This is a genomic window from Candidatus Bodocaedibacter vickermanii (genome assembly GCF_014896945.1).
Classification (GTDB): Bacteria; Pseudomonadota; Alphaproteobacteria; order UBA6184; family UBA6184; genus Bodonicaedibacter; species Bodonicaedibacter vickermanii.
Map to the genome: position 1 here is coordinate 40,143 of NZ_CP054719.1, position 14,204 is coordinate 54,346.

The window sequence follows — 14,204 nt, forward strand, 5'->3', positions numbered from 1 at the left end:
TTCCAAAATTTATTTAAGCGTTTTCCAACTTATTTGTGTTTCATAGGTAAGGCGTTTAACAAATTCAGTTTCATTGATTTTTTGATAACTAAGATGACCTTGTAAGCTTTCTAAAATACCAATGATTCCAAGCTCTGAAATGTTTGGATCAGAATGCCTAACTAAAGTATCAACAATTTGAATGGCGCAAATAAATTCTTTTTCACGTTGTGCTTTATAAAGTTCCACTATATAATGAGCAAAATCATTTGCAAATGAGTAGAGTGAATCTTTGTCATCAAATAACATAAACCGTGATTCATAGTCTGGACATTCTGAAATAATCAGTTGATACAGTTCTTTAATTGATAGTTCCGTAATATAGCTTGAATGTTCAGTATATCGGGAAGTTAATGATTTTCTCATTTTAAATAAGGAGTTGCCGTTTGAGGTGGTTACTTCCGAATCGTATACATATCCTAATGATTCAAAAAATTCAAAAGCTTCAATAGGACTCAGAACCATGATCTGATTGTAATCTTTGATCCATGCGTAATCTTCACTTAATCGCACAAGATCTTGGCCGATGCCTTGTTCTCGTCGTTGAGGGATGACATTCAAATGAATGATTTCCATAACGTCGTCGTTGGGAGAGATGACAGCAGTTCCGACAGTTTGCTCCTTTTTCGTACAACGTATGCCAACAGCGTTTTGAGATGTAGTGGATAAATTAAGATCACTCATAAAATCAACATAATCAGGTTGAGTGTTATCAATGATACTTAAATCACGCAGCATTATGATTGCGTCCATTCTTTCTCAACGGCATCAAGAGTACCGGTTTGAATGCTCCTGCGGACATCGGCCATTAATCGATTCATGAAGGATACGTTGTGAATCGTGAGCAGTTGCAATGCAAGAAGTTCTTTTGCCTTCAATAAATAGTGGATATATCCTTTTGAAAAGTGAGTACATGTGTGGCACGTGCAATCAGGTTCAATAGGATCCGTAGATTCCTTATTGATGGCATTGTTCAGGTTAAGGTGTTCACGAGTTGAAGACGTGTTATGTTTTGCTTTCACGAGAGCACCCCCATGGCGAGCCAATCGAGTCGGATGTACGCAGTCAAAGGTATCGATACCATAACGTACACCATTGAAAATATCACTGGTCCCACCAATCCCTAACAAATGGACGGGACGATCCCGACGCAGCGTTGCCATTGCGACGCCAACGACATCGTGCATTTGCCCCTTGCTTTGTCCCAAGGATCCTCCGACTGCGATTCCAAAGAAATCATGATCGTTAACGAACTCGCAACTTTCAATGCGAAGGTCGGGATAAATTCCACCTTGGACGATGCCGTAGACTTTCTGTTTGCCGTTATCGTGACGTTTGAATTCGGCTAAACTGCGTTGACCCCATCGATGGCTCATTCGCATAGACGCTGCGGTGTAGCTTTTGTCCACGTGAAATGGTGTGCATTCGTCTAACATCACGGCAAAGTCAACGCCCAGTTTGCGTTGGACTTCCATTGATTTTTCAGGCGTTAAAAAATGGAGGCTGCCATCTACATAGGATTTGAATTTCGCACCTTCTTCTGTAATCTTTAATAACGTTTGAGGGCGTTTAGTATCCCTGCGTCCTTTGATTTCTGAGGCAACAGATCCATGACCTAAACTGAAGATTTGAAATCCACCAGAGTCTGTCAACAGAGGACCATCCCATCCCATGAATTTATGCAATCCCCCCATCTTTTCAATATGATCGGCACCTGGGTTTAACATCAAATGATAGGTGTTGGACAAGATAAACTGAGTGCCTTCAGTTTTCATTTGAGATGGCAACAATCCTTTAATAGCACCCTTTGTGGCGCAAAAGATAAAGTTAGGCGTTTGTATTGTTCCGTGTGGGCAAACAAGCTCTCCGCATCTGGCGTTTTCATGGGTATGTGTTATTTTAAAGTTAAACATGAGTTGTGTCTTTAATTTATGCTGCCTTTATGTACCATTAATTAGTTTCAGATGCAACCAGGGATGACCAGCGTGACGCTGGACCCTTTTGAGAGATTCGATAGTAATTTAGAACTATGTTTGACCGAATCGGATCCATCTAATAGATGCAACGGCACGTTGCTAGCGAGCTCTAATAAACAAAAGAGTGACCAATGCAAGTATCGTGCTTGCAGGGATAAACATTAATGCATATTGATAGTTTTCGCACAAGGTAGATCCCAGCTGAAGATCAATAACCTTTCCAACAACAATTACGGAAAGGGCTTCGAATAAAGTATTAATGGTATTCATGAATCCCATTGCAGCGCCAACCAATAGTACACTGTAGTTTTCTTTTAGCGTGGTAAATGCAAGGGCAAAACCACTGGAGCAAAAACCCACCAGGAACATCAATATTGCGATGGTCATATATGAAAGACTGGCCGTGTAAATCAGTATTGAACTAACACACAATGTTGAAAGGGCAGATATAAACATCAGTATTTTGCGTTTACCCAACGCATCTGAAATATATCCATAGGCGGGAGATCCAAAAATCCATCCAGCCAAAATCATAGACGTTAATCCGCCAGCCACTTCTAATGACAAGCTGTGTGTTTCAGATAAATATGCAGTTCCCCAAAATGCAAGAATTGTGGTGGGAACAAACATTAGTCCAGCATAGATTGCAGAGAACCACGCTTGTTTATTAAGAGTTACCTCTAACAGTTGATAACATAATTTACCCAAAGATATTTTATCGTCAGCAGTTTCGGAGGTGTTTGGATTTTTATCGCGAATGATCCACCACATTACAGCGGCCATTGCGATACATGCAAAAGCCTGCTAACTCCATCCCGCTGCGCCAACCATACAGCGAAAGTAAAAATGTTGATAAGTTGATTCCAAACATTCCGCCCACAAATGCGATGGTAACCATCGAACCAAACAGGAAAGCAAATCGATTTGGGTTAAACCAAATAGCGGCAAGTTTAGAGCACGTTACCAAAGCGAAGGAAGCTCCAAATCCAATTAGGGCTCGCCCCATTAATAATGCGAATGTAGTGTCGGCTTTTGAAAATAAAAAACATCCAGCGGCGCAGGCAAGAGCAGCGAAGGTAATGATTTTACGGGCGCCCCAGCGATCGACTAGAATGCCTGAGGGGATTTGCATTACGGTGTATACAAGCATATACATCGAAATAACCCATCCAAAATCTGTAGCTGTGATATTAAATTCATCCATTAATGTTGGTTTTAAAACACTGACTGAAAATTTTAATAAATAGTCATAAAAAAAGAATAAGGCAACAAGCCCCCAAGATAAAATACCGCGATTTGAATTTAATATGTGTAACATTGCTTTTTGTTCAGTTGTTATTAATTATAGATATTGTTTTTTTAATCTAAAATAGTATTTCTACATGTATTATTCTGGTTTTGCTAGTGTTTTGTTAAGACATTCTAAAAATATATACGTGCCGGCTTGCGTGTGCAAGCCGTGGGTTAGGATCTGGTAGCGTCTCTATGCGCTATCCAGATCGGGTGGGTGGGCAATCAAGAGCCTTCTGAGCAACGCGAAGAAGCCTATAGTTTCTAGTTAATTTTCACCAATACGCTTTAAAAAAATGACCTTTGGCTCTGGCCTGCGGGGTGTTGTCATTACAGTTATTTTGTGAGACTTACCATCAATGATGATTTGCTGTTGTGTGAACTTGACATGATCTGGGGGGGGTTCATTTAATTCATCTTTGAATTGATTAGATTTGAATTCAGATTTAAATCCAGAACTGATGAGTAATTTCATTGCTGGGATATTGTCTGGAGAAACCCTAGCAATAAGAGTTCGTATTTCAGATTTGCGATCACCATTGAGGGTGGTTCCAGCTTTGTTTAAGAATGTTGCCCAACGATCTAAGGCAGCCATCGCCTTCTTACCATACCCTTGATTTCGAAAACCGGGTAATTCAATTAAAAACAGTTCAGCCATATGTTTGTTTGGAAACTGACCAATTCCACAGTGCATAAAAGCAGTGCCATCCGGAGCGTATCCCACAAATCCACTGAGGAAATTTCCATCTTCCCAACGATAGGATTGGTTGATTAATATATGTAGGGCTTCGGGGGTTGATTTAGGCTTTCCATCTAAATAGCCCTTTATTGATTTTGGTAAAGTATACAGATAGATAAATAAATTTTGTTGGCTTTCATCAGAGGCATCGCAAGGCTTTAATATAAAACCATCGCCACCTGGAATAGAGTGTGGACGATTAGACTGAGAATCCCATTGAATGTTATAGCGCTGTGCTAGGTTTGGCAATGAGTCTGAAGATTGTGGCGCATCAAGCGTTGCGCATCCTAGGAGTATTAAGCTGAGCAGAGTTGCTTTTAAATAATTCATTGGCATCTTTCAAGTCATGTTTAAATATGTATCATTTTAATGTTAACCTAGTTCTGTAGAGGAAGTTAAGAGTTATTATCAAATTAACCTTCATTTAAACTAAACGTGGTTAAAGTTAATTAATATGAAAAGAAAGCGTGATCATGTACAACAATAAAAGAGTGATATTTATCGTAGCTGTATCTTTAATTCATACGATTTATGGGGTGAATGACATGAGTAATCCTGTCGAGGTGGTTAAGGCTTTAGAAAAAACTCCGGTGGAACGGGTCGAGGCAACAAAAGATGAGACCGTGTTGTCTGATCCTGCAGGAACTCACGAGGATTTGAATGAGATGATCGCAGCGGCGTGTGCACACACACGGGGAAATGGAGATATATAAAATACTTGTAAAGATATCATTTGACTTTTAATCTGAATTTTATCAAAAGTGATTGTTAAAATTAGGATAAACGTAAATGAAGCGATATATATTGGGATTACTGGTATTGGTGAATTTTGAGACACATTATATATCTGCGGCTGAGTTGGATTCTGCAGCTGTTAAAATCTTATACACATATACAAATGACCAAGCCTCAAGAGCGGCTGGTTTGGTGCCTGTGCGGTTACACCGTGATGTAGATGAACAGCCACACACGCTAACACTCAACGTTCATTTTTATGGTGTCGCGCGAACAGTGAAAGAAATTTTAGATGGAGTTATAGACGGATTGGATCTTAATGAATTTGCAACGCTGCATATGCGAAGTAGTTTTGGAAAGGTAGCTGATTCACATGCGTTTGCACTGGAAGAATTACGTCGTATTGGAGCCTTGAGCATTGATTATATTCGTGCAGAGAATACGGTTGAGCGCATCAAGACCAGAAGAATTAGCTGGATGGTTGATGCAATTGCAGGCACTCATCCACACGCTTGGGGTGATAGAGCGAAAAGAGAGCGTATTAGAGCGCTTGTAGAAAAAAATTATTTTGATAATTCCGGAAGACCTAGGTCTTTGCGCGAGCTTCAGAAGGTTGTAAACAGTTAACAGCTTTCGTACGGCGAGTTTCAAGAAGATGATGCGAATGAGTATGTAACGCTAGCTATTCAAACTCTTAAAGCCATTCAAGTTAATCCATTGTGCATAGGTGTTAATTTCATTGATGAAAAGTGGTCACAAGTGCGAAAGCAAAATTTGAAGATACTTATTGCTTTGAAAGCGGAATATTGGCATTAAAGGTTCGTTAATCTTTTGTCTATATTCTTTACACGATACCTTGTGTAAGGAGCCGATATGCTTAAAGTGTTTACTATTACCGTTTTGCTATTATCAAATTCGGAGGCTGCCGTTGAAGATAGTTTAGGGCATAGCGGCAAGTACCCTAATAAAATTATAGAGCATCTTGATAACCAATTCCCACGCCCCCATGTAGTCAGTTTGAGTGATGTGTCAGCTGCTATTCAAGCGATTTATCCAAATATAGATGGTGTTCAAGCACAACAACTTCAAGTGGATGTAGTGATGGCCTATTTAACTAGAAGAGAATCTTAAGCGCCAGCGTGACGCTGGCAACCTGAGGTTGCATCCGTTAGATTAGATTGAGTGTGGTTTGAGATGTGGCAACGTGACGTTGCATTCATTAGTGTGATGCGAATAAGTTCCTGAACTGTTGCAACGTTATCTTTTTATAATCTGTGTTTGTGCGAATTGGATCTAACTTAACGGGTTCAGGGATCATCCCTGGCGGCTCAAGGGCGCTTTATGCGCCAGAGCGGCGGTTGCCGCTATCAAATCGCGTTGCGATTTGCTTGAGCCGCATAGAAGCAGAGGTTGGCGCGAATGAGAGAGTTGATACATCAGTGGGATATGCGAGGTAATGTGTTGTTGCTTATAATCCGTGTTTGTGCGAATTGGATCTATCTATAGGGTGCAGCATCATGCTGCCAACGTGACGTTGCATCCATTAGTGTGATGCGAGACTCAATGGGGGTACTCGAATGAATTCCTGAACTGTTACAACGTTGTGTTTCACAATCCGTGTCAGACCACATCGGGTCTAATCTAATGGGTCCAGGGATCATCCCTGGCGGTACGTTGCTGGGCTTTATAAAAGGGGAGAGGCGATAATATCTCCCCCACGTGGTGTGGGGTGATTTTATATCTGAAATTACTTTATTAGTTTGTGTGCCTGATGGCTTCCAATAACGGCAATTGCGATAAAGGCTGGAATTTCGCTGATAAATGGATATAGCCCAATTGCCAGGGCTTTTTCAATTCCAAACACAGCCGACAGCCAGGTGATACCGCATGCATATAATAAGATTGTTCCCGTAATAGCAGCTAGCCAAAGGGTAAAAAAATTACGTTTATACGTTAGGATTTTAGCTGAGGTATAAACAGAGACCAAAAAGCCAATGAAATAGCCTGCTCGAGGACTTAGGAGGGCGGCTAATCCGCTTGAAAACCCTGAACCAAACGGCAGACCACATCCGACTTCAATCAAATAATATGCGACAGATAGTGCTGCGATTCTGGGAGAACATGATAACCCAATAAACAAAATCATGAGAGATTGTAAGGTGATTGGCACTGGGACTGTTAAAATATTAATTTGAGCTGATATGGCTAAAACTAAACTGATGGCAATAGGTTTAAGAAACGATTGCGTAAAAAATGTTGTTTTATTAAGAGTGATTGTTTGCATAAGATATCCTAGTTACACTTGATGGTTTATCCTACCCCAAAATTGATGAAATGCAATAGATTTATTCTGGGGAATTTGGTATGCTTTAGTAAGTCAATTAAATATAGCTCCGTGATGAAAATCCCCATATTTGTTTTATGCACAGCAGTGTTGATCCTGAGTGGTTTAGACGCTGCGGCTAAGACTGGTGTCAACACGATCAAATTTAACACCATCACAGATGTAAATGTAGATTCCGTAGAAGCAGATATTCAATTTGTGTTAAGTGAGTCTAATGAGGTAAGTATTACTGGGGAAAATAAAGTGTTGTCTAACGTGGTGATTAACCCCACAGAAGGCACTTTAAAAATTTCTGCTGCAAGTAATGCGTTTGGAATGCCTGTAAAATTACACATAGCTGTTCCTAGGTCTTGTTTATTAGATGTGTCTGTTGTCGGAAATAGCCATGTCTTTATTCCAAAAATGAATGCTGCGGTACGTGTCACGACTGCGGAATCAAGTCAAGTTACGGTAGATTCGTGTGTTGGTTTAGTGTTAACAGCCACGGCAGAAAGCAAAACTCAAGTAAATCAAATTCAAGGTGATATGTCAGTGACACTGTCAGACCACAGTGCACTTGGCATTAAAGCGGGGGTGGTGAAGAAAGCTTTAATTACAGCAACTGAGCATAGTTATGTATCGATTGGGGCGTTGATCGAATCATTAAATCTAACTACAAAGGGAGCCTCTGATATTAAACTGGCGGCAGTCAGTGAGGCATTTGTGTGGATAGGTAGAGGTAATGAACGTGTACTTATCAAGCGTTTGAGTGGCGTTGCAGAAGTCACCGCAAATTATGATAGTGCATTGACCGTTGAGGCTGCAAATTTAGAGACTTTATTGGCATCAGTTTCAGCCACCGGAAAAATTATTATCAAGGGAAGTGTCACTAATGCTGTCTTTAGTGCAAGGGGTGCCGGGCAGATTGTTGTTGACAAGGTGACAGGAAAGATATTACGTAACAGCCAGATGCATAACGGAACAATAAAGATAGTAAACCCATGAAAAATGTTAAAGTTGGAATTTTAGGTTGCGCAGGGCGTAACGGTCGATTGTTATTAAAAGAAGTATATGGCGATGACGTCTGTCAACTTATTGGCGGAACAGTGCGAGAAGGCGGGGCTGGACATGGCGAAGATCTTGGAACGTTAGCTGGGTTGTCTCCCTTGGGGATTTATGCCCATGCACAGCCGGGGGTATTATTTGAAGCTGCTGACGTATTGATTGATTTTACGAATGCTGCAACTACGTTGCGCCACGTGGATTTAGCCATAGAGTATCAAAAACCGATTGTGATTGGTACGACAGGATTTACCGATGAAGAGCGTAGCCAAATTATTCAAAAAAGTGATCAAACGCCTATTTTATTAGCGTCTAATATGACAATGGGAATCGCGTTGCTGAATATACTGGTAGAAAAAGTAGCAGCCGTGTTTGATGAATCATATGACATTGAAATTGTTGAAGCTCATCATCGACATAAAAAAGATACACCGTCTGGAACAACTCGATCGTTAATTCGTGCGGCACACCGTGGTCGTAAAGACGACGATAAAAACACATTTGTGGTACATAACGAGCCTGGAGAACGCGAAAAAGGTTCCATAGGCGTGGGAGTTGTTCGTGGAGGAAATGAGATCGGGACACATTCTGTGTGTTTTTACGGAGATGAAGAAACGTTAGAGTTAACGCACAGAGTTCTTGATCGACGCATTTTTGCTAAAGGTGCCGTGCGGGCAGCAAAGTGGTTGTACGGAAAGCATGCAGGATTATATCGTTTGAAAGATGTGTTGAAAGATAGTGATTGGAGTATTGAGTAACGTTGATGAAAAAAATTGCATTAGTGGGCGCTGCCGGAAATGTTGGGCGTAAGATTGTTGAAATTATAAACGAACGAGATTCATTTCCTGATGTATCAATTACACCGATTGGATCAATGCGATCTCAAGGAGAAAAAATTCACATTAAAGGACATGATCTTGCCGTCGTTCACATTGATACGATTGATTTTTCTCATTATGATTTAGCGATTTTTGCTGCGGGCAGCAAGGCTGCGCAAGACTACGTTCCAAAGGCAACCCAAGCCGGATGTCCCGTAGTTGATTGCAGTTCATTTTATCGGATGGATCCAAAGGTTCCGTTGGTTGTTCCACCAGTGAATTTAAAGGATGTTGAACGGTATACTGAGAAAAAGATTATCTCATCTGCAAATTGTATCGCGTCACCCATCACAACAGTTTTGGCGCCTTTGCATCAAATTGCGCCCATTGACCGTGTTGTGCTTTCAACGTATCAATCCGTGTCAGGCGCAGGTAAAGATGCAATGAATGAATTAATGCATCAAACAAAAGCGTTTTATACAACGATGCCGTATCAACGTAAAGTGTTTCCCAAAGACATTGCGTTTAATGTGTTGCCGATGATTGATGTTGTTCATCCCAATGGAAATACTGGGGAAGAAACTAAAATTGCATTGGAAATTAAAAAGGTGTTGGATCGTAACATTAGCATTGCCGTGCAATCAGTAAGAGTCCCCGTGTTCATTAGCCATTGTGTGTCTGTGTTTGTAGAATTTTCAGGCGCCATTACACCTGACCAGGCAAAGGATGCCTTGCGATTATCACCCCACGTGACAGTGATTGATGATATGAAAAATTATTACTCTGCGTTAGATGCCGCCGGTGAAGATCAAGTATTTGTCAGCCGCTTGCGATATGATCCGAGCGTTGAGAATGGTTTGATTTTTTGGACAGCTAGCGATAACTTGCGCCGTGGGGCTGCTCTGGATGCAGTCGAAATTGCAGAGCATTTGTTGACTAAGTATTTATAAAACTCAGATTCTATGTCGATGGCAACCTGGCAACCTGAGGTTGCATCCGTTAGATTAGATTGAGTGTGGTTTGAGATGTGGCAACGTGACGTTGCATCCATTAGCGTGATGCGGTTTGTAAAGTTACAATCCGTGTCAGACCAGATGTTTAAAACCGAGAGAATCCCCAGTAACCCGCACGTGCAAAAAGAACCCATTTCTTACACGAATGGGGAAAGGCGGACTTTATTGATAGGCACAAAGTCGGTGTTTTGCGAGCCCGTCGGCTCTAGGGGTTGTTTACAGGGCAGTGTCTACTGATCGGGTAGTTGAGCGCCTGTGCTGGGGATTCGGTTCGGTGTTTTGTCCTTGAGTGGTTCAATCAAAGCTTCGTCATGGATCTGGTTAGGGATCCTTTGGCTGAAAGTTTCAAAGACGTAGAACGAAAAAAGGCTACCCAGATTTTGGGTAGCCTCTTCGCAATTCTAGCTATTAGTATACACGGTGAATTCGGAAAGTCAAGAGCAAACTGAGTTTGCATCCATTAGGTCAGATCCGATGTGATCTGACACGGATTGTAAAAAACAACCTGGAGCCTGCTTAAGTTATCAATTTAAAACGGTCAAGAACCCACTGGGTGCAGCCTCAGGTTGGCATAAATGAGAGAGTTGATACAGCAGTGGTATGCCGGGAGAGATTCGAGAGGCACAATGTGTTAGTTGCTTATAATCCGTGTCTGTGCGAATCGGATTTAATCTAATCTATTGAGTTCCAGCGTCACGCTGCCAACGTGCCGTTGGATCCGTTAGATAATACGGTTTGTAAAAGTTTTGCCTTGTCAACTTTTTGTTAACCTTTGTGAGGCATAGTAACTTTAGAGATCTCATACATTATTATTTTTGCCCACCGTTTCGTGAAGAAAAGACGGATTGCTTCGTCTATTTTTTTACGATTTAGGGAGTGGGTTTTGTCCCCCCACCCGAAGGTCACTGAGGGTGACTGGGGCACAACTGTTGAAAGTGATTAGAAAAAGAATATTTTTGACAACAAATCAATAGAACAGGGAAAATCATTGATAAACCGATTAATTGTGTCAATCATACAGATATGTATGAATTAAGTAATAGATATGCGACTATTTTACACAATATGAAGTTTTTTATAACATTCATAGCTTGGTGTTTAAGTGGGTGATTTTAATATCGTTAAACACCTCTTCTGATCACTTTCAACAGTTGTGGTGACTGGGGCGGGGGGTGGTAAAAAAATCGCGTTAACTCAATCTTAACCTTTATTAACCCCGGATTAACGGCTGCGTGCCGCCAGGGATGATCCCTGGACCCGTTGGTAAGATCGGGTGTGATTAACACGTGTGCTAAGAAGCAATATTACATGTGTTCAAAAAATCAATAGTTTCAAATAGGTAAACCTATGGGGTCCAGCGTCACGCTGGTGCAACGGCACGCTGGCGGCTCAAGGGCGCTTTCCGCGCCAGAGCGGCGGTTGCCGCTATCAAATCGCGTTGCGATTTGCTTGAGCCGCATAGAAGCAGAGGTTGGCTTACATGAGAGAGTTGATACAGCGGGCAGCATGCTTCTGCACCCGATGAGTTAGATCGGGTGTGGCCGGGCACGGATTTCAATTTTTACAAACATCATTACCTAATGGATGCAACGTCACGTTGCCTAACGGGTCCAGCGTCACGCTGGTGCAACGGCATTGCCGCTATCAAATCGCGTTGCGATTTGCTTGATCCGCATAAAGACAGAGACGGGCGAATGAGTGGGTGAGATCTGCAAGATAATGTGTTGGTTGGTTGCAATCCGTGTCAGATCACATCGGATCTAATTGATCGGATGCAACCTCAGGTTGCTAGCGTCACGCTGGTGCAACGGCATTGCCGCTATCAAATCGCGTTGCGATTTGCTTGATCCGCATAAAGACAGAGACGGGCGAATGAGTGGGTGAGATCTGCAAGATAATGTGTTGGTTGGTTGCAATCCGTGTCAGATCACATCGGATCTAATTGATCGGATGCAACCTCAGGTTGCTAGCGTCACGCTGGTGTAACGGCAGGTTGCCGGGGATTTGCTATATGTGATATTATATACCAATCAGCGTATGCACCAAACATGTTGCTATTCTGTGGTCATTATTTTATAGTGACGAAGTTTTTAATTTATAATAAATCGTTTCATGAAAAACATTTTTGCGGTTCTTGTATGTCTTTATATGCCTGTTTTTGCAAGCAAGCCTATTCGCGCGTCTAAAGAACAAATTCAGGGAACTTTTCTAGAGCCATCATCTGTTCAAGATTTATATCAAATGCTTAAGGATACAACGGAGATTCTGGATAGGGCTGGGATAAAGTATGTTGTTATTAGCGGCACAGCTTTGGGCGTGGTTCGTCATCAAGGTTTAATACCGTGGGATGATGATGTTGATATTGCTATATTTCATGAAGATGAACCTAAGTTAGTCAATTTAAAACCTGCGTTTGATGCTCTTGGGTATTATGTAATGTATGATACGAACAACGCGGTTATGTATAATGTATCTAAAAAAGGAAACCCATCTTTAGATGATCGGGCTGAATTGACGTTTCCATTTCTGGATATTTTTGTGGTTCACACGGATCCTAAAACGAAACGCATCGTTTATTCGAATTGGCGAACACGTGAGTATTTTCCGTCTGAATGGTATCTCGAAGATGTTTTTTTTCCAATAAAGAAAGGTAATTTCGGTGGTGTTAGTGTTAATTGCATTAACACTCCAGAGTGGTCTTTTGCGCAATTTTATGGGGAGAATTGGAATACAATGGGATATATAGCTCCTCGACATTACAAGCCCAATCACACGGTTCCCTATGAATTTGAGTTTTCAGAGTATCCTGAGTTTTTAGCACCGGCTTTGCCAGAAAAACCATTGTTGGACAGGGTCAATCAACTTAATCAAGAGTATTTTAAGTAGCATCATGAAATATTGTTTTATAGGTCTATACCTGTGTTTTGCCGTAATGATTTCTTCGTGTGAAAGGCCTAATCAGTCAATTGAGAGTATAAAAGAATTAACGTATTTAGAGCCTGCTGCTGTTCAAGATTTATATCAAATGTTGAAAGACACCGTTGAGATTTTTGAAAGAGCAGGGATTCGATATTCGGCATCCAGTGGTACTGTGTTAGGAATGGTGCGCCACGAGGGATTAATACCGTGGGATGATGATGCAGATTTGGTTGTTTTGCATGAGGATGAATTAAAGCTTAACGAGGTCAAACAAGCATTTGATACATTGGGGTATCAGATCGTCTGCGATCCATGGGATAGTTCTGTGTATCGTATTTCAAAAATAGGAAATCCGATTGCTAGAGCAAAAAACGTAACGTTTCCGTTTATTGATGTTGCGACAGTTGCCCTTAATCCAAAAGAAAATAAAGTGATGTATGTAAATTGGAGGATGTTGCACTATTTTCCCACCGAATGGTTTAAACCCGAGGCTTTCTTTCCGTTGTCGAAACGAGCGTTTGGTCCCATACAGTTATACTGTGTGAGTGATCCTGAGTGGTATCTGGCTCATTATTACGGTGTTGATTGGAAAAAGGCTGGGCGTATTGTCCCCCGCCATTATAAGCCTAAACATACACATACAGTTGAAGTTAACTTTGAAACGCACCCTGAATTTTTAAAACCAGCATTGCCTGAAAAACCATTGTTGGAACGTGTGAAGCTGTTACCGAACCATATGTTTGAGTAATTGTTTTGTCTTGAGCCACGGATATGGTAATAAGGAATGGTAGAGCAATAGAGGTGCAAACATGTCATTTATTAAAAAAATAGTAGTCGTTGCAATGTTTGGTTTAGCACCAATATCCGCAAAATGGGAAAGTTTTTATGCACGTGGAGCGTTTTCATTACTGGGGGCTTCTGTTGATGGGAATTTTTCATTCACGCCGTCTTTTTCAATTGCGGGTGGTTATGGCAATGTAATTCCAAATATGTTGAGCCATGGTTTGTATGTGGGATTAGAAATTGAAGGAATCCGAAAGAGTTTTGGTTATTCTCACGAGGCGATATTTCGGTTTGGACTTCCAAGAGCTGAATGCATGTTTTTTGTCGCGCCAAAGCTTGGGTATCACAGCACAAAAGAGATCATGATATGGGGGCTGCGGACTGGAATGGATTTTGATTTTATTCTCCCTGGGTTTTTCTGGGGGATTAGTTTAGATTGGTCAATTCCATTTAAAGAGACTCCTTCATGGATTCAAACAGATTTTAGCTTTGGGTATCGTTTCTAAC

At 41.3% G+C, this 14,204-nt stretch carries 15 protein-coding genes; 9 read left to right on the forward strand and 6 right to left on the reverse strand.

The genetic code is table 11. The annotated features are described in order from the left end of the window. Positions 1-9: 9 nt before the first annotated feature. The 5 genes from CPBP_RS00210 to CPBP_RS00230 form a co-directional block, all read right to left on the reverse strand. Entirely contained in the window at positions 10-792 is a 783-nt protein-coding gene (locus CPBP_RS00210; protein ID WP_350332049.1) for a GNAT family N-acetyltransferase, read from the reverse strand. Further along, on the reverse strand, positions 777-1,952 hold the full coding sequence (gene tgt, locus CPBP_RS00215) for a tRNA guanosine(34) transglycosylase Tgt (RefSeq protein ID WP_350332050.1): 1,176 nt from the start codon (positions 1,950-1,952) through the stop codon (positions 777-779). Before tgt ends, CPBP_RS00210 begins: the two co-directional genes overlap by 16 nt. A 162-nt stretch (positions 1,953-2,114) precedes the next feature. Continuing rightward, positions 2,115-2,798: an MFS transporter gene (locus CPBP_RS00220; protein WP_350332051.1), complete on the reverse strand. Its 684-nt coding sequence runs from the start codon at positions 2,796-2,798 to the stop codon at positions 2,115-2,117. After that, positions 2,764-3,333, reverse strand: coding sequence for an MFS transporter (locus CPBP_RS00225; protein ID WP_350332052.1), 570 nt, complete (start codon positions 3,331-3,333; stop codon positions 2,764-2,766). The genes CPBP_RS00220 and CPBP_RS00225 overlap by 35 nt, the downstream gene beginning before the upstream one ends. A 240-nt stretch (positions 3,334-3,573) precedes the next feature. After that, the gene (locus CPBP_RS00230; protein WP_350332053.1) at positions 3,574-4,374 is read right to left on the reverse strand and encodes a GNAT family N-acetyltransferase; all 801 of its coding nucleotides are present in this window, start codon (positions 4,372-4,374) and stop codon (positions 3,574-3,576) included. Between the two features lie 143 nt (positions 4,375-4,517). On the opposite strand from CPBP_RS00230, the gene CPBP_RS00235 reads away from it, so the two are divergent. The 3 genes from CPBP_RS00235 to CPBP_RS00245 all read left to right on the forward strand — a co-directional run bounded on the left by CPBP_RS00235 (position 4,518) and on the right by CPBP_RS00245 (position 5,910). Further along, positions 4,518-4,757, forward strand: a complete 240-nt coding sequence (locus CPBP_RS00235) for a hypothetical protein (protein ID WP_350332054.1) — start codon at positions 4,518-4,520, stop codon at positions 4,755-4,757. Between the two features lie 76 nt (positions 4,758-4,833). Further along, entirely contained in the window at positions 4,834-5,406 is a 573-nt protein-coding gene (locus CPBP_RS00240; RefSeq protein WP_350332055.1) for a hypothetical protein, read from the forward strand. Positions 5,407-5,652: 246 nt separating this feature from the next. Continuing rightward, complete coding sequence (locus tag CPBP_RS00245) at positions 5,653-5,910, forward strand: hypothetical protein (RefSeq protein ID WP_350332056.1); 258 nt, start codon at positions 5,653-5,655, stop codon at positions 5,908-5,910. A 616-nt stretch (positions 5,911-6,526) separates the two neighbouring features. On the opposite strand, the gene CPBP_RS00250 is transcribed toward CPBP_RS00245, so the two are convergent. Next, positions 6,527-7,063 (reverse strand): biotin transporter BioY, encoded by a 537-nt coding sequence (locus CPBP_RS00250; RefSeq protein ID WP_350332057.1) that lies wholly within the window; start codon positions 7,061-7,063, stop codon positions 6,527-6,529. A 114-nt stretch (positions 7,064-7,177) separates the two neighbouring features. Between CPBP_RS00250 and CPBP_RS00255 the strand changes: the two genes are divergently transcribed. The 6 genes from CPBP_RS00255 (at position 7,178) to CPBP_RS00280 (ending at position 14,203) form a co-directional block, all read left to right on the forward strand. Next, positions 7,178-8,107 carry a GIN domain-containing protein gene (locus tag CPBP_RS00255; protein WP_350332622.1) on the forward strand — a complete coding sequence of 310 codons (930 nt, stop codon included), beginning with the start codon at positions 7,178-7,180 and terminating at the stop codon, positions 8,105-8,107. Further along, positions 8,104-8,922, forward strand: a complete 819-nt coding sequence (gene dapB, locus CPBP_RS00260; RefSeq protein WP_350332058.1) for a 4-hydroxy-tetrahydrodipicolinate reductase — start codon at positions 8,104-8,106, stop codon at positions 8,920-8,922. The genes CPBP_RS00255 and dapB overlap by 4 nt, the downstream gene beginning before the upstream one ends. 5 nt (positions 8,923-8,927) lie before the next feature. Next, complete coding sequence (locus CPBP_RS00265; RefSeq protein ID WP_350332059.1) at positions 8,928-9,932, forward strand: aspartate-semialdehyde dehydrogenase; 1,005 nt, start codon at positions 8,928-8,930, stop codon at positions 9,930-9,932. A gap of 2,175 nt (positions 9,933-12,107) precedes the next feature. Continuing rightward, entirely contained in the window at positions 12,108-12,881 is a 774-nt protein-coding gene (locus tag CPBP_RS00270; RefSeq protein ID WP_350332060.1) for a LicD family protein, read from the forward strand. A 4-nt stretch (positions 12,882-12,885) separates the two neighbouring features. Beyond that, positions 12,886-13,662, forward strand: coding sequence for a LicD family protein (locus CPBP_RS00275; RefSeq protein ID WP_350332061.1), 777 nt, complete (start codon positions 12,886-12,888; stop codon positions 13,660-13,662). A gap of 61 nt (positions 13,663-13,723) precedes the next feature. Continuing rightward, entirely contained in the window at positions 13,724-14,203 is a 480-nt protein-coding gene (locus CPBP_RS00280) for a hypothetical protein (RefSeq protein WP_350332062.1), read from the forward strand. Position 14,204: the final 1 nt, after the last annotated feature.